This window comes from Pseudoalteromonas sp. MT33b (assembly GCF_014117385.1).
Classification (GTDB): Bacteria; Pseudomonadota; Gammaproteobacteria; order Enterobacterales; family Alteromonadaceae; genus Pseudoalteromonas; species Pseudoalteromonas lipolytica.
Genome location: NZ_CP059831.1, coordinates 767,381 through 793,503 on the forward strand (window position 1 = coordinate 767,381; position 26,123 = coordinate 793,503).

Annotated in this window: 21 protein-coding genes and 1 tRNA gene; 14 read left to right on the forward strand and 8 right to left on the reverse strand. The window is 42.4% G+C overall.

Annotated elements, in window-relative coordinates; all coding sequences use genetic code 11:
* Positions 1 to 129 precede the first annotated feature (129 nt).
* A complete protein-coding gene (locus H3302_RS03590) occupies positions 130 to 1,086 on the reverse strand; it encodes a methylenetetrahydrofolate reductase (protein ID WP_065978452.1) in 957 nt (318 codons plus the stop codon).
* A gap of 257 nt (positions 1,087 to 1,343) precedes the next feature.
* On the opposite strand from H3302_RS03590, the gene H3302_RS03595 reads away from it, so the two are divergent.
* Complete coding sequence (locus tag H3302_RS03595) at positions 1,344 to 4,229, forward strand: pitrilysin family protein (protein ID WP_182396148.1); 2,886 nt, start codon at positions 1,344 to 1,346, stop codon at positions 4,227 to 4,229.
* Between the two features lie 19 nt (positions 4,230 to 4,248).
* Here H3302_RS03595 and H3302_RS03600 read toward each other — a convergent pair whose 3' ends face one another.
* From H3302_RS03600 to H3302_RS03610, 3 genes are all read right to left on the reverse strand, one after another.
* Positions 4,249 to 5,190, reverse strand: a complete 942-nt coding sequence (locus H3302_RS03600) for a sensor domain-containing diguanylate cyclase (RefSeq protein WP_182396149.1) — start codon at positions 5,188 to 5,190, stop codon at positions 4,249 to 4,251.
* A gap of 404 nt (positions 5,191 to 5,594) precedes the next feature.
* The gene (locus H3302_RS03605) at positions 5,595 to 5,912 is read right to left on the reverse strand and encodes a helix-turn-helix transcriptional regulator (RefSeq protein ID WP_074989757.1); all 318 of its coding nucleotides are present in this window, start codon (positions 5,910 to 5,912) and stop codon (positions 5,595 to 5,597) included.
* 3 nt (positions 5,913 to 5,915) lie between these two features.
* Positions 5,916 to 6,320: a hypothetical protein gene (locus H3302_RS03610; protein ID WP_065978449.1), complete on the reverse strand. Its 405-nt coding sequence runs from the start codon at positions 6,318 to 6,320 to the stop codon at positions 5,916 to 5,918.
* 32 nt (positions 6,321 to 6,352) lie between these two features.
* On the opposite strand from H3302_RS03610, the gene H3302_RS03615 reads away from it, so the two are divergent.
* The 3 genes from H3302_RS03615 to H3302_RS03625 all read left to right on the forward strand — a co-directional run bounded on the left by H3302_RS03615 (position 6,353) and on the right by H3302_RS03625 (position 8,176).
* Positions 6,353 to 6,526 carry a hypothetical protein gene (locus H3302_RS03615; RefSeq protein ID WP_155950843.1) on the forward strand — a complete coding sequence of 58 codons (174 nt, stop codon included), beginning with the start codon at positions 6,353 to 6,355 and terminating at the stop codon, positions 6,524 to 6,526.
* A 132-nt stretch (positions 6,527 to 6,658) separates the two neighbouring features.
* Entirely contained in the window at positions 6,659 to 7,483 is an 825-nt protein-coding gene (gene cysE / locus H3302_RS03620) for a serine O-acetyltransferase (protein ID WP_036970620.1), read from the forward strand.
* 33 nt (positions 7,484 to 7,516) lie between these two features.
* Complete coding sequence (locus H3302_RS03625; RefSeq protein WP_182396150.1) at positions 7,517 to 8,176, forward strand: hypothetical protein; 660 nt, start codon at positions 7,517 to 7,519, stop codon at positions 8,174 to 8,176.
* Between the two features lie 11 nt (positions 8,177 to 8,187).
* Here the strand turns inward: H3302_RS03625 and xseA are convergent, their stop codons facing one another.
* A complete protein-coding gene (gene xseA, locus H3302_RS03630) occupies positions 8,188 to 9,522 on the reverse strand; it encodes an exodeoxyribonuclease VII large subunit (protein ID WP_182396151.1) in 1,335 nt (444 codons plus the stop codon).
* 135 nt (positions 9,523 to 9,657) lie between these two features.
* On the opposite strand from xseA, the gene guaB reads away from it, so the two are divergent.
* From guaB to rimI, 5 genes are all read left to right on the forward strand, one after another.
* The gene (guaB, locus tag H3302_RS03635) at positions 9,658 to 11,127 is read left to right on the forward strand and encodes an IMP dehydrogenase (RefSeq protein ID WP_036970614.1); all 1,470 of its coding nucleotides are present in this window, start codon (positions 9,658 to 9,660) and stop codon (positions 11,125 to 11,127) included.
* A gap of 101 nt (positions 11,128 to 11,228) precedes the next feature.
* Entirely contained in the window at positions 11,229 to 12,806 is a 1,578-nt protein-coding gene (gene guaA / locus H3302_RS03640) for a glutamine-hydrolyzing GMP synthase (RefSeq protein ID WP_065978447.1), read from the forward strand.
* Between the two features lie 146 nt (positions 12,807 to 12,952).
* Positions 12,953 to 13,029 (forward strand) — tRNA-Trp (locus tag H3302_RS03645).
* Positions 13,030 to 13,097: 68 nt separating this feature from the next.
* Positions 13,098 to 13,400, forward strand: a complete 303-nt coding sequence (locus H3302_RS03650; RefSeq protein ID WP_182396152.1) for a hypothetical protein — start codon at positions 13,098 to 13,100, stop codon at positions 13,398 to 13,400.
* On the forward strand, positions 13,387 to 13,833 hold the full coding sequence (gene rimI / locus H3302_RS03655) for a ribosomal protein S18-alanine N-acetyltransferase (RefSeq protein ID WP_065978446.1): 447 nt from the start codon (positions 13,387 to 13,389) through the stop codon (positions 13,831 to 13,833). Before H3302_RS03650 ends, rimI begins: the two co-directional genes overlap by 14 nt.
* A 3-nt stretch (positions 13,834 to 13,836) precedes the next feature.
* Here rimI and H3302_RS03660 read toward each other — a convergent pair whose 3' ends face one another.
* Entirely contained in the window at positions 13,837 to 16,491 is a 2,655-nt protein-coding gene (locus H3302_RS03660) for a hybrid sensor histidine kinase/response regulator (RefSeq protein ID WP_182396153.1), read from the reverse strand.
* Between the two features lie 249 nt (positions 16,492 to 16,740).
* Between H3302_RS03660 and prfC the strand changes: the two genes are divergently transcribed.
* From prfC to H3302_RS03680, 4 genes are all read left to right on the forward strand, one after another.
* A complete protein-coding gene (prfC, locus tag H3302_RS03665) occupies positions 16,741 to 18,324 on the forward strand; it encodes a peptide chain release factor 3 (protein ID WP_036970600.1) in 1,584 nt (527 codons plus the stop codon).
* Positions 18,325 to 18,383: 59 nt separating this feature from the next.
* Entirely contained in the window at positions 18,384 to 20,126 is a 1,743-nt protein-coding gene (gene argS, locus H3302_RS03670; RefSeq protein ID WP_036970597.1) for an arginine--tRNA ligase, read from the forward strand.
* Between the two features lie 244 nt (positions 20,127 to 20,370).
* Positions 20,371 to 21,009 (forward strand): pyridoxamine 5'-phosphate oxidase, encoded by a 639-nt coding sequence (pdxH, locus tag H3302_RS03675; RefSeq protein ID WP_182396154.1) that lies wholly within the window; start codon positions 20,371 to 20,373, stop codon positions 21,007 to 21,009.
* Entirely contained in the window at positions 21,010 to 21,783 is a 774-nt protein-coding gene (locus H3302_RS03680; RefSeq protein WP_182396155.1) for a TatD family hydrolase, read from the forward strand.
* Here the strand turns inward: H3302_RS03680 and H3302_RS03685 are convergent.
* Positions 21,750 to 22,370, reverse strand: a complete 621-nt coding sequence (locus tag H3302_RS03685; protein WP_036970587.1) for an AhpA/YtjB family protein — start codon at positions 22,368 to 22,370, stop codon at positions 21,750 to 21,752. The genes H3302_RS03680 and H3302_RS03685 overlap by 34 nt on opposite strands.
* A 134-nt stretch (positions 22,371 to 22,504) precedes the next feature.
* Here H3302_RS03685 and serB point away from each other — a divergent pair, with 134 nt between their 5' ends.
* Positions 22,505 to 23,524, forward strand: coding sequence for a phosphoserine phosphatase SerB (gene serB / locus H3302_RS03690; RefSeq protein WP_036970584.1), 1,020 nt, complete (start codon positions 22,505 to 22,507; stop codon positions 23,522 to 23,524).
* Here the strand turns inward: serB and H3302_RS03695 are convergent.
* Positions 23,507 to 25,987: a PilZ domain-containing protein gene (locus H3302_RS03695; protein ID WP_075593820.1), complete on the reverse strand. Its 2,481-nt coding sequence runs from the start codon at positions 25,985 to 25,987 to the stop codon at positions 23,507 to 23,509. The two genes, serB and H3302_RS03695, sit on opposite strands and share 18 nt — an antisense overlap.
* Positions 25,988 to 26,123 lie beyond the last annotated feature (136 nt).

Here is a 26,123-nt window from a genome sequence, read left to right on the forward strand (position 1 = left end):
TACATTAGCTTGGTGAACAAAAGCGTTTAATGAACTGTCATGCTTATCCGCATTTCTTTGCTAGCGACCACGTTTTCTTGTTTTAAAATCGCTGTTAATTAAACGTATTGGTATAAATGCGCACATTATTTAAGCGATTTGTTTTTCAGCTAGGTTTAATTCCATGGTTGCTTTAAGTAAGCGGTAAAGATTAATTGACGCATCAATTTCTTCTTTACGGTTTGTTAAGCTCTCAATATTTAAACCAAGTGGCACCGCTAAATGTGCGCAGCTTTGTAATATGAGGTCAAGATTCTCACGGCAAATGCGTACTGACTCACTCAATGGATTTGCAGAATCAAGCATGCGCCATTTTGTTGCCTCCGGTACAGAGATACCCAGCCACTCCATAAAATCTAACGTTTTCTCACCACCACAGGGTGTAAACGTTAAAATTATACGCTTAGGTGCGATGCCTAACGCTTTGCAGCTACGTGCATAGCTAGTGATTAAATCAATGGTTGCTTGTGCGTTGTACACGGCTTGTGAAATAAAAAACTTACAACCTTGCTCTGTTTTTTCTAATAGACGGTCATGCTCGTTACGTTTGCTTGCATGGCGTTCAGCAATAGTCACACCGCCAAGAAACACATCATTGTCTTGCTTAGCAAGGGTGTTATAAGCATCCGGTAAACTTAGTTTGATATCGCCATGCGAAGATGGGCTACCTACCAAGACTAGGTTTTTTAAATCAAACTCATTACGTGTTTCGTGTAGCCAATCGGTAAATTCAGCTTCACCGCGCTGGGCAACACTTTTGTAGGTAATAACATCTAAATGAGAAAGGCTACGCAACAAATGGCTGTACTCACGTGGGTCTACGGTTTCTTTAAATGGAAACGGACGCGGCTTTTCTGTACGGCTGCTTTCATCTTGAATGTCGTAGATAATGACACCATCGTATTCAATTTCATGAAGGCGACCCAATAATTTTTGTGCAATGGTTTCAAGCATGGCTTTATCAGTGCCTGATTTAGGCGGTGTGGTACCAATCAGGTATACACCCTGATTGGTGTCTTCAATTTTCTCTTGTAGTGATAAAGCCATAATCCTCATTCCAGCTCGTGCCTGCGTCTATGGGAAATAATATAGCAGCCATTTAGACGTCTAGATAGATTTTTCTGTTGAAAGTTTTTCAATGAGCATGAATTTAATTCAAGTTGCTGGTGAGGTGTTATCTTAAATTGACACACCTGTTTACATTAATTGTGCCCTTGACCCTCATATTTTCCAGTACTTTCATGCATAATCAAACACAACTGATTATGAGAAAAATAACTAACAAGTAAAATTAAAGGATCATTATGACATTTAGATTATTAGCGACCAGTGTTGCTGTAACGCTTGCTCTTAGCGGGTGTGCGACGAATTCACAATCAAATATGGTTAAAGAAGTCGAAATAGAACAGGTTGTCAGCCAAGAAGATAACCGTGTATTTAGCCAAGATTACGTTTTAGAAGAACTAGAAAACGGTCTTCGTGTCATGGTGGTAAAAACGGATTACCCCGATGTTGTTTCATTACAAATTCCCGTGTCGGTAGGCTCTCGTAACGAAGTAGAAGAAGGCAAAACGGGCTTTGCTCACTTTTTTGAGCACATGATGTTTAAAGGCTCAGAAAAATTCCCACAAGATGTGTATTCAGATATTTTAAAAAATTCGGGTGTTGATAACCGCGCGTATACTACTAATGATTACACCAACTATCATTTAAATTTCTCAAAAGAGCACCTTGATAAAGTGCTTGAAATTGAAGCTGATATCTTTCAAAACCTCACGTACAGCGAAGAACAGTTCCGTACAGAAGCCTTAACAGTGAAAGGTGAGTACTTAAAAAATAATGCCAGTCCAATTCGTAAATTGCTTTCAGCAGTGCGTAACGAAGCATTTGAGAAACATACTTATAAACACACCACGATGGGCTTTTTTGAAGACATTGAAGCCATGCCAGATCAAATGGCTTACGGGAAAGAGTTTTTCGCAAAATTTTATAAACCAGAATATGTATCGTTGGTCATTGTTGGTGATGTCGACCCTCAAGAAACCATGGCAATGGTGAAAAAACATTGGGGTAACTGGAAAAAAGGTGATTACCAAGCCGATATTCCAGTAGAGCCAAAGCAACAAGCGCCAAAATATATTCATGAGCAAAATGACGGTTTACCAGGCCATTGGTTACTCGTATCGTATAAAGGCACTGCGTGGGATCCAACGCAAAAAGATCGCGCCGCACTTGATTTAATCTCACAGCTTTATTTCTCAAATAACTCAGCGCTTTATCAAGAATTGGTGGTTGATAAGCAAATCGCGAGTCAAATGTTCACTTATAATCCTGATACAAAAGATCCGGGGTTATTGCATGTCTTTGTAAAAGTAGAAAACGAAGCCGATCTTGCAAAAGCACGTGATGCCATTAACCGCACATATGTACAAGCACGCACTGAGCTTGTTGATGCCCAAAAACTGGCAGACTTAAAATCAAATTTAAAATACAGCTTTATCAATGGGCTTGATTCATCGCAATCAATCGCCTCGACACTTGCAAGCTACATGCATTTTGAGCGTGATCCAGAGGTAATCAATCAGCTCTATGCGACTGCCGATAGCATCACCCCAGAAGACATTAAAGCGATAGCGAATAAATACTTTGTTGATTCAAGCCGTACTACAGTGACGATGTCGGCTTTAGATAACGTGGCAGGATTTGAGCAAGAAGTTGACCTAAACGCAGCCGTTGCAAGTACAGAACAAGCGCCAACAGAGCGTCATTTTAAAGTGCTCGATAAAACCAACAGTTCACCATTGGTTGATGTTAACTGGTTATTTAATACCGGTGCCGCGGCCGATCCAGCAGGTAAAAAAGGCGTCGCCGCATTAACGGCAGCCATGCTTGCGAAAGGTGGCTCAGAAACGATGAGCTATAAAGACATTCAAAAAGCGTTATACCCACTCGCGGGTAGCTTTGGGTATCAAATCGATAAAGAGATGATTTCGTTGCGCGGTCGTGTACACAAAGACAATGCGGCACAGTGGTATGCGCTTGTGAGTGAACAATTACTCAACCCAGGTTTTAGAGAAGATGACTTCAAACGCCTGAAAAAAGAGCTTATCGATAGCATTAAAGCGGGGCTTAAAGCATCAAACGATGAAGAGCTCGGTAAAGAAGTGCTTTATCATCAACTGTATAAAGGCCACCCATACGAAAGCTATAACTATGGTGACTTATCTGATCTGGAAGCATTGACGCTTGATGATGTAAAAGCGTTTTACGACAAGCAATTCACACAATCAAAACTAACCGTAGGTTTAATTGGTGCGATTCCAAGCGATGTAAAATCGGCGATGCTAAAAGATTTAACATCGCTGCCAGAAGGCAAAGAAAGCCGTTTAGTAATTCCCGATGCGCCAGCACTGAGTGGTCACCATGCCACCATTGTTGAAAAGTCGGCGCAATCAACAGCCGTGTCGTTTGGTTTCCCAATAGAGACGATTCGTAGTAGTGAAGATTGGACTGCATTATGGCTAGTGCGTTCATACTTTGGCGAGCACAGAAGTTCGAATAGCTTCTTGTATCAGCGTATTCGTCAAACCCGTGGTATGAACTATGGTGACTATGCGTACATTGAATACTTCCCACGTGGTATGTTCCAAACTAAGCCTGATGCGAACTTAGGCCGCTCTGAGCAAATTTTCCAAGTATGGCTGCGTCCATTGCGCTCTAATAACGATGCGCACTTTGCAACCCGTACCGCGTTATTCGAGTTAGATAAGCTTATTAAAAACGGCATCAGCAAAGAAGATTTTGAAGCAACGCGCAACTTCTTAATTAACTTTGTGCCACAAATGGTTGCAAGCCAAGACCGCCAACTAGGCTACGCGCTAGATAGTGAGTTTTATAATACAGAGAGCTTTGTTGACTATGTACGTGGCAAGCTTGAAAAGCTAACACTTGAGGATGTGAACCGTGTTATTCGCGAGAATCTGCAAACCGACAATATTCACTATGTGTTTATTACAGGTGACGGTAAAGACATGCAAAAGCGCTTAGCGTCAGAGCAAACATCGCCTATGGTTTATAACGCAGAAAAACCAGCAGGACTTGTCGCGGAAGACAACGTGATTGCTGATTATAAGCTCGCTATTCCAGCGAAAAATATATCAGTCGTTGATGTAGAAAAGGTGTTTCAATAACACACAATAGAGTGCTCCTTTAGGGGCACTCTTCTTTATTTGTTTGCGGGTAGTGATCAGCAACAACAAGTTTGTTGCGGCCAGTATCCTTCGCTTGATAAAGTGCATTATCAGCCATTTCGATCAATTGCATGGCATTATCAGCGACGTTTGGCACAAGTGTTGCCAAACCAATACTGACTGTTAAAGGGTGGCCAGCCAGTTCGGGGAGCTTTAATGCTGTAAGCTCGGCCATAAAACGCGTTAATAGCATTTGAGCCTGTAAACAGTGAGTATTTCCCAACACTAATATAAATTCTTCGCCACCGTATCTTGCACATAAATCGCCAGGTCTACGCGCGAAGTCGGGCAGTATTTTTGCGACTTCTTTTAGGCAAGTGTCACCAACGACATGGCCAAAGTTATCATTGAGAAGTTTGAAGTTATCTAAATCAATCATCGCCAGCGATATGGGAAGTTTGAGTCGCATGCAGCGGCTCCACTCTTGCTCATAAAAGTCATCAAAATGACGTCGATTAGCAATTTGTGTCAGACCATCAATGTGCGCTAACTCTTGAACTTGCTGTTCAGCAAGTTTTCGTTCAGTGATGTTTAAATGACTAATCACCACGAAACGCTGCGCATTATACTCCAGTGGCACAGCACGCATCATAAACCAGCGTTTTTCGATGTCGCTATGACAAGGGTACTCTAAGTAAAATTCAGGTTCTTGATGATTGATGACTTTATTGAGACCTGCTAAGGCTTTTATTCCAAAATCATCGCCTTGTATTGCGGCTGACTTGCAGATAGCTAAGTAATTTTGTTTCTGCCATTGAATATTGCAGTCACAATTATTCTCATCGCCAAACGTTTGCCAACTGCGATTAACAAATATGATATCGCCCAGCTCATTGATAACAACGATATGTTCTGAGATGGTATCAAGTATTAATTTCAAAAATTCTTTTGATTCAACCACATTGGTTCCTGACCATGACTACTCAATTAAGATTAGCAATAAATGCTGAGTTTTCACTGTTGTTGATGTAAAAAATAATCCGAAGCACTTAATTTATTGCGCAGTTCATTTTACTGCATTGTGAAGGTGTTACAACAGGGAATAAGTCGATACTTCAAACAACAGTGAAACAGGTTACTCATATTTTTAAGTAACCTGTTTTACGTAATAGAGAGGCTGTTGAGTCGGTTTTAAGGTTTTGCTATTTAGTTTTCTGCCAGAATCACACCAAGGCTCAACTCTGACAGTTAATCTATTTGTTATAACAATGCGCCAACTTCCACGCCGATAGCTAACAACAAAGTTGCTGCAACAAAGGCGATGAGTACTGCGTGACCACGCTGTTCTTTTTTCATCGTTCACTCCTAAAAAATAACAAATACTGTTGCCATACCCAGTGCAAAACTAACACACGATGAAGCTGCAACAATTGCGGCCAAGTTTTGCTTCGATACTGCTTTTGCTTCGCTTTCAACGGCTGGTTCATCGTCTAGTTTGATAAGCTCACCTTGGCGTACTTCAAATACCGCACATAGGCTCATGGTGGTTTCTTTTGATGCCGCACCTTCTTTTTCAACGCGTTGAATGGTTCGTAGGCTCACATCACAGGCGTCGGCCAACTGCTGTTGTGTCCAGTCGAACTTAAGCCTTAATGTTTTAATTGTATTAGGGTTTAATTGCATCACTTACTTCCCAATAAACGGCTCGATAAGTGTGATAAAGGCAAAACCAAAAATAGCCCCCCCAATAAAGCAACCTAAGGTAACCATAGCAACTTGTTTTGGGTTATCAGTCAGTGCGGTTTGCGTGCTTTGCTTTACCAATTTGCCAGCTTTAAAAAACGAACATTCAAGCTTGCCTGTTAGCATATTTTGCATCTTAAATTCGACTGCATACGCATTATCTTGGTAGTTAAAGTCGTGACGACTTTTAAAGCCGAAGCTGCGCTTTTCACTAACCAATTCATCGTTTACATATATTTCTTCTTTGCCGCTCATGATGTGACCAAAGCATGCGATTTGGTTATCACCATCTTGAAAGTAAAGTTTATAACCTAGTTTATGTGAGTTTAGTACGTCGTTTTTCATCATCGTTTCCTTGTTAAGTTGATGATGTAAATTTAATGATTATTTTTGTTTTTTACGCCGTCAGCGATACGCCAGTCCCTATTTTGGCATATGACAGCCAAGATGTCATATTGGTTTTGTTATTGAAATATAAGCGAATTATTTTAAGTGGTTCGATTGATGTTGTATCGGTCACTGTCGTATTGGCTTGCACTAAAATAACCGTTTGATAACAAAAAAGTAGCGATGACACTCTGGTTATTAGATATAACCAGAACAAATAAACAACGGGTTAGTACATCTTGCTACAAATCCGTTAAACTTAAGGCATAGCAGTTAGGTACAACCAGAAAGGCAAAAATATGCGTCATGAAATTTGGCAACAGCTTCGCGAAGAAGCAAACGAAGTCGTTACTCGCGAACCATTATTAGCAAGTCATGTTTACTCGTGTGTGTTAAATCATGAGTGTTTGGGGTCGGCGCTGAGTTTTATTGTTGCTAATAAGCTGGCAGATGCCGTCGTGTCAGCATTTACTATTCGTGAATTATTTGACCAAGCCTTTGTAAAATGTGACTTAATGCTAACGCATGTGGCCCACGACATAAAAGCTGTTAAAGATCGTGACCCCGCAGCCGATAGTTATTTAACTGTGATACTTAACTTAAAGGGCTTCCATGCAATACAAGCACACCGGCTCGCACATTGTTTATGGCTGCAAAACAGAAAAGAGCTTGCTCGCTTTATTCAAAGTAGAACCTCAGAAGTATTTGGCGTTGATATCCATCCTGCTTGTAAAGTCGGTCATGGTATTATGTTTGACCATGCAACTGGGATTGTAATTGGTGAAACCGCGGTTATCGAAGATAACGTATCGATTCTACAGTCTGTGACATTAGGCGGTACGGGTAATGAGCAAGGCGATCGCCATCCTAAAATTCGCGCAGGCGTTTTAATTGGCGCGGGTGCAAAAGTACTTGGTAATATAGAAGTCGGTGAGGGTGCGCGTATCGGCGCAAACTCTGTGGTATTGAGTCCTGTTCCTGCCCATACAACGGTGGTTGGGGTGCCTGCTAAGGTGGTTGGTAAACCAAACTGCCCATGCCCCGCAGAAAGCATGAATCAAAACTTTTTAGATGACAGTGCTGCTACCCCTAGCAATGAATCGCATACGAGTGCTATGTTGTAATTTCAATTAATTGTTATTTAAAGGGCAACGGAAGTGTCTAAATTATCTTTAGGGTTAGTCGTTGCAGCGTCTTTTTTATGTGGCGCTGCTGCGATGTCGTTCTATCAATCTTTTTCTGCTACAACAACGCCTGACATTGAGCCAGCAGCGCCGAGTGTTGCTGGTTATGAACCGCATGAAACCTCATCTGTGAGCATTAAAAAACCTGAAACCATGAGCGCTCAAAATGAGCCACTCAACAAGGCGCCTATAGAATCCGCTACGGCAACTGAGCTTGTGCAACAAATTGAAGAGTTACAGCAGCAAGTGGCAAATCAACAAACAATTATAGCCAGTTACAAAGCGGCGGTTGTCTCACCTCAACAGATTAATTCGCGTACCGAGGCATTGCACAGTTTATTAGAAGAGCAGGCGCGTGATGAAGCATGGGCGTATCAAACAGAAACAGCCATGGCAGACTTTCTCATCATGGCCGATTTACCTGTACAGCCAAATATGACAGTTGCCAACTGTAAAACCTCCGTCTGTGAATTTAAATTGCAACAGCCTGAAGGGGTTGATTCACTTCCTGCACATTATTGGCGAAATATCAGCGATAAGTTGATGGAGCAAGGCTGGTGGAAGCAGTTTAAATACTCTTCTTCCACATCAAGCGACGATACTCTGAGCATCATTGTTAGTACTGAACAGTAAATAACGCACAGCTAGATCACGTTTGATTTTAATTGGCCGTCCACTAGTTCAGTTATCAATAATTCCCCTGATTTGATATCAGCCACTGACTTCACAACGTGACCGTGCTCATTTTTAGTGATGCTGTAGCCACGTGCTAGCACGCTTAGCGGACTCACCGAGTCTAAACGGCTTGCTTGCAGTGAAAGGGTGTTACGAGAGATTGAGAGCTGTTGTTGCATAGCTTGCGTTAAACGGCCATGTAATTGCACTAATTGATGTTCGCTTCTGGCCAGCTGCTTTTCAGGTGAACGCTGCATTAAACGCGGTGTTAAGTTTGCAAGAACGCGCTCATAATGCTGAATTTTACCGTTAATAGCGCTGTGCAATGCGAGGGTTAACTCATCTAATTTTTGAGTTTGCTGGTTTAATTGGTTACGCGGATGACACAGCTGCAAACGATGTTCAAACTGTGTCGCAGTGCTGCGTTTAACAGACAGTGTATGTTTAAATGCATGGTGTAAATGCTTCACTAACTGACTGACTTTATTGTGTAGCTCCTGCGTGTTAGGGCTAACAAGCTCGGCAGCGGCAGAAGGTGTAGCGGCACGTATATCGGCTACATAATCACTGATAGTGGTGTCGACCTCATGCCCAACTGCGCTGACAATAGGTAATTCACTGGCAAATATAGCGCGGGCGAGTTGTTCATTGTTAAAGCACCATAGATCTTCTAATGAGCCACCGCCACGACCGAGTATTAATACATCAACCTCATGTCGTTGGTTAGCAATATTAATTTTTTCAATAAGTTGGCTGTGGGCATCAGCCCCTTGCACCATGGCAGGGTAAATCACAACTTCAAGCTGCGGTGCGCGACGCTTTAAAACGGTTAAAATATCGCGGATGGCAGCCCCGGTCGCAGAGGTAATGACACCAACGCGGTTTATCGTAGTGGGGAGGGGCTTTTTATGTGCAGAACTAAAAAGGCCTTCAGCGGCAAGGCGCATTTTCAGTGCATCGAATTCTTGTTTTAGTAACCCTTCACCAGCCGGCGCCATATGCTCAACAATGAGTTGATAATCACCGCGCGGTTCGTACAATGAAACCCGAGCACGCACTGTGACTTGCGCGCCATTTGTTGGGCGAAAAGTCTGTCCACGGTTATTGCCTCGCCACATAGCCGCTTTCACTTGAGCTCTGTCGTCTTTTAAAGTGAAATACCAATGGCCTGAAGCCGGGGCAATAAAATTAGAAATCTCGCCTGTTAACACAAGTGATGAAAAGCCTTGCTCTAAAACATGGCGAATTTCCTTATTTAGGCGCGAGACCGTATAAATAGGCTGTGTTGAGTGCGTTAAAGCCATTTAAAACCCCAATAAAATAAACTGCGTCTACTTTATCATAAATAAATGCGGAATTTTATTTACTCATGCGCATAACGCTGATAAAATTTGGCCGCAATTCCTTATACTCAGATCCACATGTGAGAAGTTGCCAAAATGCTTAGAATTGCTAAAGAAGCTCTTACCTTTGACGACGTACTTTTAGTACCAGGTCATTCTACTGTTTTGCCACACACGGCAAATATTTCAACTCGCTTAACGCGTGGTATCAAACTTAACTTGCCGCTAGTTTCAGCATCTATGGATACTGTAACAGAAGCTCGCTTGGCGATTGCGCTAGCGCAAGAAGGCGGTTTAGGTTTTATCCACAAAAACATGACAATCGAAGAGCAAGCTAAAAACGTACGTAAAGTAAAAACGTACGAGGCAGGTATTGTTTCTTTCCCTGTTACTGTGACTGCGGATCTAACAATTGCTGATGCTATCGCGCTTTCAGAAGAAAAAGGTTTTTCAGGTTTCCCTGTAACCGACGCTGACAATAACCTTGTAGGTATTGTTACAAGCCGTGATATGCGTTTTGAAACTAAACTTGAGCAGCCTGTTTCTACAGTGATGACGAAAAAAGAATCGTTAGTGACTGTAAAAGAAGGTGCAGACCGCGATGAAATTTTAGGTCTCATGCACGAGCACCGTATCGAAAAAATTCTTGTAGTTGATGATGCATTTAAACTGAAAGGCATGATCACTGTAAAAGATTATCAAAAAGCACAAGACAAACCTCACGCATGTAAAGACGAGCAAGGTCGTTTACGTGTAGGCGCTGCTGTAGGTGTTGGCCCAGGTACTGATGAGCGTATCGCTGCCCTTGTTGAAGCTGGTGTTGACGTATTACTTATCGATACTTCTCATGGTCACTCACAAGGTGTTATCGACCGTGTTGCACAAACTCGTCAAACATACCCAGATTTACAAATCGTAGCGGGTAACGTTGCGACAGCTGAAGGTGCAATTGCCCTTGCTGATGCGGGTGTTGATGCCGTTAAAGTGGGCATTGGCCCAGGCTCTATCTGTACTACACGTATCGTTACAGGATGTGGTGTACCACAAATCACCGCTATTTCAGATGCAGTTGAAGGCTTAAAAGGCCGTGACATTCCTGTTATTGCTGACGGTGGTATTCGTTTCTCTGGCGATATCGTAAAAGCACTGGTTGCGGGTGCATCATGTGTCATGGTGGGTTCAATGCTCGCGGGTACAGAAGAAGCACCAGGTGAAGTTGAGCTATATCAAGGCCGTTACTACAAGTCATACCGTGGTATGGGTAGCCTTGGTGCGATGAACCAAAAAGAAGGTTCATCAGACCGTTACTTCCAGAAATCGAACGAAGCAGACAAGCTTGTTCCTGAAGGTATCGAAGGCCGTGTTGCTTATAAAGGACCTATTGCGACAATCATTCACCAACAAGTGGGTGGTCTTCGCAGTGCAATGGGCTTAACTGGCTGTGCGACAATTGAAGAGTTAAATACTAAACCTCAGTTTGTCCGTGTAACGTCGGCTGGTATGGGTGAATCACATGTTCACGATGTGCAAATCACCAAAGAAGCGCCAAACTACCGTTTAGGTTAATAACCGTAACGTATTGAAATTACATGGGCTAGCATATGCTAGCCCTTATTTATTTTTCATCTCCCCTGTGGGAGAGCAGTTCCTGACTAACGAGATACTCCATGAGCAAAGACATTCACGATTCACGAATTCTCATTTTAGATTTTGGTTCGCAATACACGCAATTAATCGCACGTCGTATACGTGAAATTGGTGTTTACTGTGAGCTGTGGGCTTGGGATGTAACAGAAGAGCAAATCCGCGAGTTTAACCCACAAGGTATTATCTTGTCGGGTGGCCCTGAGTCAACAACGCTTGATAACAGCCCACGTGCTCCAGAGTATGTATTTAATGCAGGCGTGCCTGTACTTGGTATTTGTTACGGCATGCAAACAATGGCAATGCAACTTGGCGGAAGTGTACACAGCTCAGATAAGAAAGAGTTTGGTTATGCGCAAGTTGAAAAAGTAGGCAACTGTGCGTTATTCGATGCTATTGAAGATCACATTACAGATGGCGGCGCAGGCGTACTTGATGTATGGATGAGCCACGGCGATAAAGTAATGGAAGTACCTGATACTTTCAAAACGACTGCTAAAACATCAACGTGTCCACATGCTGCTATGTCATGGGAAGAAAAGCGTTTTTACGGCGTACAATTCCACCCAGAAGTGACACATACTCACCAAGGTCTTCGTCTTCTTGAGCGTTTTGCGATTGATATCTGTGGCTGTGAAAAGCTTTGGACACCTGCAAAAATCATCGACGATGCGATTGAGCGAATTAAAGAAACAGTCGGTGACGATGAAGTTATCTTAGGTCTTTCAGGTGGTGTTGATTCATCGGTTGTTGCGATGCTTATTCACCGTGCGATTGGCGACAAGCTGACTTGTGTATTTGTTGATAACGGTTTACTTCGTTTAAACGAAGGCCAACAAGTCATGGATATGTTTGGTAACAAGTTTGGCCTAAACATCATCAAAGTAGATGCTGAAGATCAATTCCTTGCAGATCTTGCCGGTAAATCAGACCCAGAAGACAAGCGTAAAGCAATTGGTCATACATTTATCAAAGTATTTGATTCAGAAGCGAAGAAACTGAAGAATGCACGTTGGTTAGGTCAAGGTACTATCTACCCAGACGTGATCGAATCTGCTGCATCAGCAACAGGTAAAGCACACGTAATCAAGTCTCACCACAACGTAGGTGGTTTACCAGACGACATGGAAATGGGTCTTGTTGAGCCTTTACGTGAGCTATTCAAAGACGAAGTACGTAAAATCGGTCTTGAGTTAGGTTTACCGTACGACATGCTTTACCGTCACCCATTCCCAGGGCCAGGTTTAGGTGTACGTGTACTGGGCGAAATCAAGAAAGAATACTGTGATTTACTTCGCCGTGCAGACGCTATCTTTATCGAAGAGCTACACAAAGCTGAGCTTTACCACAAAGTAAGCCAAGCGTTTACGGTATTCCTACCTGTTAAATCAGTCGGTGTAATGGGTGATGCGCGTAAGTATGATTGGGTTGTATCACTGCGTTGTGTAGAAACAATCGACTTTATGACAGCACGTTGGTCACACTTACCTTATGAGTTCTTGGGGGTGGTGTCTAACCGTATCATTAATGAAATTGATGGTATCTCACGCGTTGTTTACGATATTTCAGGTAAGCCACCTGCAACTATCGAGTGGGAATAATCCTTTTATTTCTGTAACTATCGTATAAAAAACGGCGGATTAGCTTGCTAATTCGCCGTTTTGTTTATTTTGAAAGCAGTTGAACCACAAACTGTGTTTTTTTACTTTACCTTTATAAAAAGCTCTATATAATTCATCGTCATTGCAGGGGCGTAGTTCCAATTGGTAGAACAGCGGTCTCCAAAACCGACGGTTGGGAGTTCGAATCTCTCCGCCCCTGCCATTTCTTCCCGCTTTACTTTAATCGCAAATCTCCCTATATTACTTGCTCTTAATCATGATTGAGTTGTTATGAATCCAAGTTACGCTGCGATATTTTCTGTACAATCTTTAGAGTTAAACCAACACTATCGAACAGTGCCTGATGTTCAAGTAGAACATGCGTCAATGTCTGATAAAACGCCGCTTACACTCTCGTTACAGTTTCATCACGATCTTGAAAAAGCATGTGCTCCTTTGGTGATTACACACGTTGTCAAAGCGCCAAATATAAGCTGGCAGGATGGCTGTTTAGCCTTACCAAGTGAGAAACTTAACAGTGAGCAAAAAAAACAATTGTGGACTTTAATTGGTGAACAACTTGATAAGCTTTAAGCCTGTTGATGCAAATTATATAACTCAGCTAATGACAATCGAAAATGCCTGTCACAGTCACCCATGGACCGAAAAAACCATGTTGTCGTGTTTAGCTGGACGTTACTTTAATCTTGCCGCTTTTAAAGGTGATGAGATGCTTGGTTTTTACATTGGTGAGCAAGCTGGGCCTGACTACACGTTAATGGATATTTGTGTGGCGCCAAGTCATCAGGGGCAGGGCATTGCAAAGCAGCTTTTAGATGCTTTTATTCATCATGGTGAGCAACAGCACGCTGAGAATCTATTTTTAGAAGTGCGAGAGTCAAACACGCGTGCCATTGCACTATATGAGCGTGCAGGTTTTTCTCATATGTCGGTGCGAAAAAATTATTATCCGACAGCAACAGGTAACGAAGATGCCATTTTAATGGGCTTAACTTTACGCTTCTAGCGTTTAAGAAGCCTTTTTTAACGCACTGATAAGCATTTCGTAACTTTGTTCTATTTGCTGGGCTTGGTTACTGCGTAGTGCCGTTTCGAGTTGCCCCGCAGTCTCATGGATTTCCTCAAAGCTAAAGCAACCCGCACTGCCTTTTAGACTGTGTGCCAGCGAGCGTAATGCTTCCCACTCTTTAGTTCGGTACAACTGCACGACTTGGTTGAGGTAGTCAGGTAATTTAGAACGGTAGTTGTCGTTAATTTGCTGGAACTTCTCACTTTTGAGTAAATTTTCCCACTTGTTTTGACTGTCTTTTTCAATATTTAAATAACTAACCAGCACTTGCTCAAGGGCATTTTTATCAATCGGTTTTGCAAGTGCTTCATCGCAGCCTGCTTCGAGATAGGTGTCAACATCGGTTTTCATTACATTTGCCGTAAGCGCGATGATTGGGCCATCGTAGGCTGCATGGCGCAGCATTTGCGTCGCCTCTAAACCACCCATAACAGGCATTTGCATGTCCATAATAATGAGTTGGTAGTCATTGACGAGTGCCATTTCAACGGCTTCTGCGCCGTTTTTCGCGATGTCTGGCTCAAGTCCCCAGGTCTGTAATAACAGTTTGATAAGCAATTGGTTATCAGGGTTATCTTCAGCGACCAATATATTTGCATCAAAACTATTTGAGGCAAAAGAAAGCTGTAGATCTTTGCTTGGAGACAATTGCTCTAAGTTATGAATAAAGGCGTCATTTTGTTGTTGCTCTGGTTTTAGGTGACACGCAATTTGCACTGTAAAACAGCTGCCTATACCGGGCTCGCTCTTAAGGTAAACATCCCCTCCTAATAGCTGAGCCAAGTTTTTTGAAATACAAAGTCCTAACCCAGTACCGCCAAAGCGGCGAGTTGTTGTGGCATCGGCTTGTTCAAACGGTTTAAACACCCGTTCAACTTCGCGCTCTGACATACCAATACCTGTATCTTGAATCGCAAATTCTAAATATTGTTTTGCACTGTTGTAGCGAATTTCAATGGAGATATGCCCTTGTTCGGTAAATTTCACCGCATTACTGGCTATGTTGATTAATATTTGCTTTAAACGGGTCGTATCGCTGTTAATACTTTTAGGAATTGGCAGGCTGTAGTTAATTGTAAACTCTAATCGTTTTTCGTTTGCCAGTGGGCGAATAATCGAATCAAGATCATGAATTAATTGGACGACTGAGCATGGCCCACACTCTACAGCAAGCTTCTCAGCTTCAATCTTTGATAAGTCGAGAATGTTATTAATGAGCTCAAGCAGGTGTTTTGAGTTTCTTAAAATAGTGCTTAAATGCTGGTCGTCATTCACGGCATCTTTATTGTGTAGTAGCTGTTCGGTAAACCCCATAATGGCAGTAAGAGGCGTGCGAATTTCATGACTCATATTCGCTAAAAAACGACTTTTAAGTTGATTCGCTTGTTCAGCTTGTGCAATGGCTATTTCAAGCTTGTTATTCATTGCTTCAAGTGCTTTTGTACGGCTTTCAACTTTATCTTCTAGGTGGTGTTTATACTCTTTTAACTCATCTTGATAATGACGAATCTGGTTCACCATGTGGTTAAAGTCGTTAAATAATACACCGACTTCATCATTGGTGTGGGCGGGTAAATACACCGATAAGTCACCATCACCAACGCGATGGCTGGCCGCACCCAATAACTCAACAGGGGTGAGTAGTAAATTGCGTACCACAATATAAATTAAAATGGGTAACGAAATAACCGAGATGATCACAATCAGCGCGGTGATTAAACTAATGGCTTTACCAGATTGGTAAAGTAAATCTTTGGGCGTGGTCGATACGTAATAATCGCCATCAGTCATTTGTACCGCATAAATAATACGCTCTTCTTTATCGATACTTGACAGTTCAATGCTAGACAGCTTGCCATAATCGGCCAAGCCTTTAATTTGTTCTAATTCATACTCACTTAAATAGTTGCCCCGTAAATCGTAGTCGGAGCTAAAGAGTATTTGCCCTTTACTGGTTAAAAATAGGTTTAAGGTGTTATTAAAAGGGGCTTCTAAAATACTGGTGTTCAAAATTGATGGTTCAACATGAACAACGATAAAGCCTAACTCTTGGGGTCGTTTTAAGTAATAGTCGATATTGTAAATAGGGTGCACAAAATAAAGACTGGTTGAGCCATCTTCTTTGGGGATCATAAATTGTTGTTGACGCAAATTAGACTGTAGAACTTGATCAAAAAACGGGTAACTTTTAGGTGCAGGAGTTAATTGGCTCGAATAAAACGCATCACTTTTACCTTGCGAGTCAACATAGTTAATGCTGACAATATCGGGGTACGCTTCTGAGTAACTGGCAAATACATTCATTAACTCGCCGAGGTGTTCTATATACTGATTTTTCGAATTAGGCTCGCGTGCTAAAAAATCGGCAAGTACCGGAGAGGTTGATAAAAGGCGAGTAATAGAATGAAATGAGTCAATATAGTTGAAAATTTTATGCTGTTGCTGCTCAACAAAGCGACTCACAATAAGCTCTGCTTGTTTTTTTGTTGAATTGGTCACATTGGTTAACGTAAAGCCACCTAAAAACAACAAAGGTAAGATCACTAATGGCGTGATATACCATAATAATCGAATACTGAGCTTACTGGTTTTCATGACCTAAATTGATATCCCTCCGTGCAATTTGTCAATAGTATGCGTTACAACTTGATTACACAAGCTTAGCAAAAAAGTGAACAACGAAAATTGCTTATCAAGGGGGAATAATTACTTACAATCGCTGCTTTTTTGGCTAAGACAAACAAGGTATAATGCCCGCAATTCTATTTTATTTTTCAGTGCGCACCGAGGCCTCTCGTTTTTAGAGCCGCTAGGTGTGCTTTGTTATGACTAAAAGCAGCTTACATGTCTAATTTAACTACCGAAATTAATAAACGACGCACCTTTGCGATTATCTCGCACCCGGATGCGGGTAAAACCACCATTACAGAAAAAGTGCTGTTATTCGGACAAGCAATCCAAAAAGCAGGTACCGTAAAAGGTCGTGGCTCAAACCAGCACGCTAAATCTGACTGGATGGAAATGGAAAAAGAACGTGGTATCTCGGTAACTACGTCAGTAATGCAGTTTCCCTATAACCAGCGTTTGGTAAACCTTCTTGATACACCAGGACACGAAGATTTCTCTGAAGATACATACCGTACTTTGACCGCAGTTGACTCGTGTTTAATGGTTATCGATGCGGCAAAAGGTGTTGAGGATCGCACACGTAAATTAATGGAAGTAACGCGCTTACGTACCACACCAATCGTTACCTTTATGAATAAGTGTGACCGTGATATTCGTGATCCTATGGAGTTATTAGACGAAGTAGAAACCGAACTAAACATTGCATGTGCACCAGTAACATGGCCGATTGGCTGTGGTAAAGAATTCAAAGGTGTTTACCATATTCACCGCGAAGAAACGATTTTATATAGCACCGGCCAAGGCCACACTATTCAGGAAGTTCGTACAATTAAGGGCTTAGATAACCCTGAGCTAGATGCAACCATCGGTAGCGAACTAGCAGAGCAATTACGTGAAGAACTTGAGCTGGTAATGGGTGCATCGCACGAGTTTGACTTAGACCTCTTTTTAGCGGGCGAACTCTCACCTGTTTACTTCGGTACGGCGCTAGGTAACTTTGGTGTTGACCATGTACTTGATGGCTTAACTGAGTGGGCTCCGTCACCATTACCACGCGAAACAGAAGATCGCCAAGTGCTTGCAACAGAAGAAAACTTCACTGGTTTCGTATTCAAAATTCAAGCGAATATGGACCCTAAACACCGTGACCGCATTGCTTTCATGCGTATCGTATCAGGCAAATACAGCCAAGGTATGAAGATGAATCACGTTCGTATTGGCAAGCAAGTGAGCATTTCTGATGCGGTAACCTTTATGGCCGGCGACCGCGAACGTGCGCAGGATGCTTATGCGGGCGATATTATTGGTTTACATAACCACGGTACGATTCAAATTGGTGATACTTTTACCCAAGGTGAAAAGTTGAAGTTTAGCGGTATTCCTAACTTCGCGCCTGAATTATTCCGCCGTATTCGTCTAAAAGATCCTCTCAAGCAAAAGCAGTTATTAAAAGGCTTAGTGCAGTTATCAGAAGAAGGGGCGGTGCAAGTATTTAGACCACTTATTAACAACGACCTTATCGTTGGCGCTGTTGGTGTACTACAGTTTGATGTGGTTGTTGCACGCTTAAAAGCAGAATACAACGTGGATGCTATTTATGAAGGGGTCAGTGTTAATACTGCACGCTGGGTAAGTTCAGACGATACTAAAAAGTTTGAAGAGTTTAAACGCAAGTGCGAAAGCAACTTAGCGCTAGATGGGGGGGATAACCTTACTTACATCGCGCCAAGTCGTGTAAACCTAAACTTATCAATGGAACGTTATCCTGATATTAAGTTTAACCATACACGCGAAAACTAAGCTTACACAGGCACATATTTTAAGTGCCCGCATGGCGGGCAATAAAGGTAAAAATTACAATGAATATCCGTACTCTTTTAATTGAAAAAGCCGTTGCAGCCATGGTTGCAGCAGGACTACCCGAAGACACGAACCCCGCGGTAACACAAAGTACACGCCCGCAGTTTGGTGATTACCAAATCAATGGCGCGATGGGAGCGGCTAAAAAGCTAAAATCAAACCCACGCGAACTGGCACAAAAAATTATCGATAACCTAGACCTTGCTGATATCGCAGAAAAAACAGAAATTGCAGGCCCAGGTTTCATCAACATTCACTTAAAGCCTGAATTTTTATCAACAAGCTTAAAAGCAGCGAATGAAGATGAAAAGCTCGCGGTTTCACCGCATGCAACCGCGCAAAAAGTTGTGGTTGATTACTCATCACCCAACCTTGCGAAAGAAATGCACGTTGGCCATTTACGTTCTACGATCATTGGCGATGCTGTTGTTCGTGCGCTTGAGTTCCGTGGTGATGATGTTATTCGTCAAAACCACATGGGAGACTGGGGTACGCAGTTTGGTATGTTGATTGCGCATTTAGAAGACCAAATTAGCCAAGGTGTCGACTTAGACAAAGTGGCTCTGGCAGACTTAGAAACCTTCTACCGCGATGCGAAAAAACGGTTTGATGATGAAGAAGGCTTTGCCGATAAAGCCCGTGACTACGTGGTTAAATTACAAGGTGGCGATGCGCACTGTGAAAAGCTGTGGAAGCTATTCATTGCCACGTCAGTGAAGCACTCTGAAGAAGTGTATAAGCGCTTAAATGTTACGCTTAAACAAGACGATATCATGGCTGAAAGTGCTTACAACAGTGAGCTTGCTAATATCATCGCTTTATTAAAAGACAAGCACATTGCTGTTGAGTCTAATGGCGCACAAGTTGTGTTCCTAGACGAGCTTGCTAATAAAGACGGTGAACCTTCAGTATTTATCGTGCAAAAATCAGGCGGCGGTTTCTTATACGCGACAACTGACTTAGCAGCGTGTGATTACCGCTCAAACAAACTTGGTGCTGACCGTATCTTAATTTTTGTTGATGCGCGTCAAAGCTTACACTTTAACCAAGTTGAGCTAACTGCACGTAAAGCTGGTTTGTTACGTGATGAAACTAGTTACGAGTTTTGCCCATTCGGCACCATGATGGGTGAAGATGGCAAGCCATTCAAAACACGTACGGGTGGCACCGTTAAACTAGCTGACTTACTTGAAGAGTCAATCACGCGTGCAGCAGCAAAGCTTGCAGAGCGTGAGTCTGATCTAAGCGACGAAGAGCGTAGTGAAATTGCCCGTAAAGTAGGGATTGGCGCAGTAAAATATGCGGATCTTTCAAAGCACCGCACCAGCGACTATATCTTCAATTGGGATACGATGTTGAGTTTCGAAGGCGCAACTGCACCTTATCTTCAATATGCGTATACGCGTGTTCGCAGTATTTTCCGCAAGTCAGGTATCGATGCCGCTTCATTAACAGCAGACGTTGCTATCAACGAGCCGCAAGAAAAAGCACTTGCGCTAAAACTTCTCCAATTAGAAGAAGTACTCGACCTGATGATCAGCGAAGCAACACCACACGTACTATGTGGATACCTATACGAACTTGCAAGCCTATACATGACGTTCTACGAAGCGTGCCCAGTACTTAAAGACGGTGTAGAACCAAGTGTACGTGATAGCCGTTTAGTACTGTGTAATTTGGTTGCGAAGACGCTTGAAAAAGGGTTGGATTTGTTAGGTATCGAAGTTATGGAGCAAATGTAATCTGCTTCGTGTAGTTCGCTTTAGCTGCGTTAATGAGTTTATTTAGCCTAAGTCACATACAAAAACGTATGCTCCATGGCATAAATAAGCTCATTGCCTTGCTAGCACTCCTACACTTGCAGATAACGTATGTTACCGCCTTCGTAGGTTGGGTAGAGCGCAGCGACACCCAACAAAAATTGACAAGATATAAATGTTGCTTAATTTTTAGCTGATAGCTTACTGTGATAGAAGGAATTTTTAAATGAAACTTGAAGATATTCGCCGTGAATATTTACAGGATGGTTTATCTGAAGACATGCTTGATGCATCGCCTATCAAGCAGTTTGAAAAATGGCTTGAGCAGGCTGTGGCAACTAACTTGCCAGATCCGACGGCAATGGTGGTGGCAACGGTTGATGAGCATGGTCAGCCTTCGCAGCGCATTGTTTTGCTAAAGCACCTTGATGAAAACGGCTTCGTGTTTTTTACCAACACGGGCTCACGCAAAGCGCAAGAGCTTAAAGGGAACAACAAAATTTCCTTACACTTTCCTTGGCACCATATGGAGCGTCAAGTAATTGTGTATGGCGAAGCAAAACCATTACCAACCACAGCAGTGGCAAAGTACTTTTTATCGCGTCCCAAGGAAAGTCAGCTTGCAGCTTGGGCGTCTGCGCAAAGTCGCCCTGTCTCGTCTCGTAAAGTGCTAATGGAAACCTTTGCTAAAATGAAGAAAAAGTTTTCTGATGGTGAAATTCCTCTCCCTGATTTTTGGGGAGGGTATTGTGTAGAGCCGACTAAAGTTGAATTTTGGCAGGGCGGTGCACACCGTTTGCATGACCGCTTTATGTATCAGCGCAACGCTGACGGCAGTTGGCAATTCGGTCGTTTAAATCCATAAATGCGTTTTATTGATTCCCATTGTCACCTCGATTTTAGCGAGTTTGATGAGAATCGCGACGCGCTTATCGACGCGTGTCAAAACGCAGGGATCGCACACTTTGTTGTGCCGGGTATTAGCTTGGCACAATCGACCCAATTGCTTTGCTTTTCAAAATCGTATCCAAGCGTATCAATTGCACTAGGCTTACACCCTTATTTTTTATCACAGCATCAACCTCATCATCTAAGCGAGCTAGAGCAGCTTGCTAAAACCCATGCGAATGAACTTGTTGCGATTGGTGAATGCGGGCTTGATCGCAGTATTGATAATCTTGATAAACAAATTGCGTTATTTGAAGGGCAGATTGAGCTTGCTAACCAATTGGCACTCCCGCTGATAGTTCACCACCGACAAAGCCATGATCTCATTGCGCGTTCATTCAAGCGATGCAAGCCTAAATATGGCGGGGTAATTCATGCATTTTCCGGGTCGCAGCAACAAGCAAACAGCTATATTAAGCAAGGTTTTAAACTCGGGGTGGGTGGGGTGATAAGTTACCCTCGAGCTGAAAAAACACGCCAAGTGATAAGTAATATTGCCCCCCAGCATTTAGTGCTTGAGACCGATGCGCCCTCAATGCCACTTGCAGGCTCTCAAGGGCAAATCAATACGCCACTAAAAATACGAGAGGTGTTTACTCACCTATGTGAGCTAAAAGGTGTCTCGGGTACTGAAAAGCAATCGTTAGCTGATGCGCTTTATGACTCTTGCTCAGCACTTTTTTTGATATAACGATTTACCTGCCAGCGCTTTAATCCTCGGCCTAGTTGCCATGTAAAAATACAGGTAATAACCAACATGAGTAAGACCTGTCTGCCTAAATCATGAAAACTGCTGTGGCTGGTTGCAATTGACGCTTGTGTTAAATAAGTGATGGTTACAAAGCCTATCGGACGCTCATCATCGCTTATTACAGGCTCGACAAAGGGGGTTTTGAGTTTACTTATTCCCGGAGTCGAGTCTGGTAAAAGTCCAAATGTGTGGTGGCTTTGCCAGTTATCACTGGCGGCAATTTGGATCCCTTGTTGGTCATAAACGATGGCTGCTAAAACATACTCGTCTTCTGCTATGTTATTACACAGTGCATTTAATGCGGGCTTATTTTTTTCTTCGAGCGGGGTCTGCGCATTAAGCGCCATAAATTTTGTTAGGCTTGTCGCGGTACTGTTTGCACTGTCATAAAGTAGTTGATGGCTTTGAAAGCTACTATTAACGGCAACCCAACTAAGCAACACAAAACAGGCCGCAGCTAGGCTTAATCGCACGATGCGTTGGCGATAAGTAGCCGAAAATGGAGTTTTAAGTTGGTTATTTTTCATAGTCACCGTATACGCTGCTGACAGCTTTTACAATTGATGGTACAACTAAACCAGTATAATAACCTTATTAGTTCATTGATTGCGAGTAGCAAATACACGCACAACAACAGACATAAGTCTAACGTGGAGCCACTATGTCACAGCTTAGCTTAGCTGCTACACCTACAGCAAATTTAACAGGTCAAATAACACTAAATTGCTGGTATAAAATTGAAAATAAACACCTAATTGCGACAGATATTTTACCCAAAGCACATCAAGGCGTACTGAGCGTGGCGTTTGGCGGTGAACTCAGTGCTGACCATTTACTGGCTCTGACAGCGTTTTTAAGCTCGCACGGCTTCACAAATTTAACCGTGTGTTGTTATCAGCCTATTGAATCTATGCCCTCAGCGTGGTGTGTTCATAGCGACTCAACATCACCACTCAGTCCATCCGTATTAACCGCCTTTGCCAATCAGCATGGCTTGCAATTGGTGCAGTTAACGAATCCACCCACCGTGAATGAGCCTGGTTTATTACTCATGGACATGGATTCAACAGCGATTACGATAGAATGTATTGATGAAATTGCACGTTTAGCCGATGTGTATGATGAAGTGGCCGCTGTCACTGCGCAAGCCATGGCTGGGCAGCTTGATTTTGCACAAAGCTTAAAACAGCGTGTTGCAAAGCTTGAAGGCATTGATGTTGATTTAATCGATGATTTAAAATCGCGTTTACCCTTGATGCCTGGTGTGAATGAGCTCTGCCAATACCTTAAAAAGTATGACTGGCATCTTGCCATTGCCTCGGGTGGTTTTGTGCCATTTGCTGAGCAAGTACAATCGCTTATTGGTTTAGATGAAGTACATGCTAATACACTTGAGTTTAAAGATAACCGGCTAACGGGTAAGGTCATAGGCACGATTGTTGATGCAGAAGAAAAAGCGCGAGTGCTTAAGCGAATCGCAGAAAAACTGGCGCTTAATACCCGTCAAACTGTTGCCATGGGTGATGGGGCTAATGACTTAAAAATGATGGCTGCAGCAGGGCTTGGCGTGGCTGTTCATGGAAAACCGAAAGTTGTTGAGCAAGCACAAACAGCCATTAATGAAGGCTCGTTACTTCAAGTCAGTTACTTGCTCACAATTCCATTAGATTACACGCTTTAACCACGTTTTCTTGCGCTTATTCATTTCGATTTTGAGTGTTTCATCAATATCAAAATGCGTAAGCGCTTCATCACTAATATCAATTAAATCACCCACACCTGCCACGGCCCACAGCGCTTCTTCAAGATCTTTCGCTTTATGTAAGGCATACTGACTTATATATTTGAGTTCGTTTGATAAATAATCAATATCAGGGCGCCCTGTACGTGATACATATAAACGAAACACAAACATGAGGTCATTTCTCAGCGCTTTTTTTACAAACAAAGTCTGGGGTTTGTAGTCATCTTCACTAATGCACCGACTCGTAATCGCGTCGCTGATTGAAGGTTGGCGAGGGTCAAAACGAATAAATAAGGTAAAAGCAAGCGGCGGGTCTTGGCGGCTACGATCTTTTATGAGTGGTGTAATGACTTCGGTGATTTGCTGCGTTGATAAAATCCCTTCAATACTGGTGTTTTCGTTTAAGAGCGCAAAGTTTTGCAGTAATACATGTAATGGGCTCGGATATAAACCCTGACCAATTGCACCGGCTTTAAAATGCGCTGCTTCTTTGTGTAAATAGAACGGAAATTGGCAAACACTTTTGGTTACCATATTTCTGAGTGCCGTTGAAAGACCCGGTATTTTAGGCGACTCTTCACACACCCTTAACTTATCTTTATTGTTTTCAATCAGTACCGTAAAGAACTTAATCGCCATATGTGGTAAGTCTGTAATACGGTGAACTTTTAGATTAACCGTGGTGAGTGACTTACTAATCGCCATGACTTCGTAAGCAAGGCTCGATAAATCATGTTTTTTGGTAATTTTTTGTAAATCAGGCAAGCTAATATTAATTATGTCGCCTTTTTTAAACTCAACAGGTTTATCACACTCGATTTGTAATCCCATAACTGACAAGTCGCGGGTATGGCCTGTGATAATCTGCTCGTGATGATTTATGGCGATAGCTGTCTTGTACAAATAGCGCTTGTGCGCTCTTAAATTTACATATTCAAGGGCTACGGGCTCTAGGTGTGGCGGTGTTTTATGTTTGCTATGGCCAAATTGTTTTAGTTGATTAATCGCGTTTTTATCAAATGTTAATTGTTTATAAGAGTGCTGCTCATAGGGCGTACCAATGGCCGTTAAGATCAGTAAATATTTAACGTCTTTGATCAACCCTTGCACGCGAGGTGAGGGCGGTTTGTTCAACTTTTCAATGTCTTTCCCTGCACTACTGGGCAGTGACAACGGAATATACGAATCTTCAGGGTGACTTGGCATCAATTGCAACTTAAAACATTGCCAGCTGTCTTTTTGACTACCAAACCCTAAAAATAAATTTTTAAGCTGAGGCTGGCTTTCAAGCTCACTACGCGTGGCAGAGTAGTAATACACTTTACCAGCAACAACATGCGTGAAAGTATAAAGGTACTCTTCTTTTACTGCCTCTGGTGAGCTTAATAAGTGGCCTATACGTTGTTGGTTAATAATACTGTATAAGCAAGACAGCTTGCGCTCGTCACAAAAATAACGCTGAATAAAAATATTATTTTCAGTTGTTAAGGCAAGGCTTGGGTATAGCTTGTCACCTTGTAAGCTTAAAAAGGTATAAAGAGAGGTCACACGCGGAATGTAATATTGTTCATAGCCTTTTGACACAACCGCATCGAGCGTATTGTCTAGGTTAACTTTATAACGACGCTTATTGCCGTGGATAAAGCTTTCTAAAAACTCATCAAACTTTTCGTTGTTTTCAATAAAGGTGCGTTTTAGGCGAACATGATTGTATTCGCGTGATACTTTTTCAATCGCGACGACTTCGTACTGAATTCCGTTTTTTAAACCTAACTCAAAATCTTGTTCAAGGCCGACTAGGCGCAGGCCTATAAGTTGACCTTTTTTTAACTTGTAGCGTGGCGCGAGCTTTATCTTTGCACCACTGAGTGAGATATCAGATGTTGTTGCGGCTACTTTGCTGTCTTTATCAAACTCAACAGTGATTTTGATAGAGTAATTCATCCGCTCTTCACGACGGCTTTCGTAGGAGGCAAATTTTATCACTTTGGCTGATAACTGACTGTCGTTATCGTCTTCAGTAAGAGCTTGTTCGGCCGCTTTCTTTTGCATGACACGATGGTTGTTTTCAGTGTTCATCACCGCTTCATAGACAGCAAGGGTGTAACCGCCATGGCGTTTAATAGCCTGTTCAAACACTTCGATGGCAGTATCGTCCATAAAGTGTTGTTTACCTTCGTATTCGTATGGTTTTACTTGACCCGTTACTTGCCCACGTAAATCAATAAACCGTGCAACAGGCTGAGATAAACGCGACATCTCCATTTTGATCAAAAACTGCTCAGGCTTAGTTAAGCCCGCTGTTTTTGATTTAAACAGTTTGTCGAATTTTGGGGTGCCTAAATACGCCTTTAGCTCTTCAACTAGGCTTTCATATTTAAGCAGAATGTCTTCAGCCATTTATAAAACCATCAACGTCTATTAAAAAAAGTAGGTATACTAGTCGGCAATTACGCAGTAAAAACACAAACAGTAGTCACTTTTTTATTTTATTAATTATTGTTATAAGTATTTGCCAAATAAATGGCAAGCACTG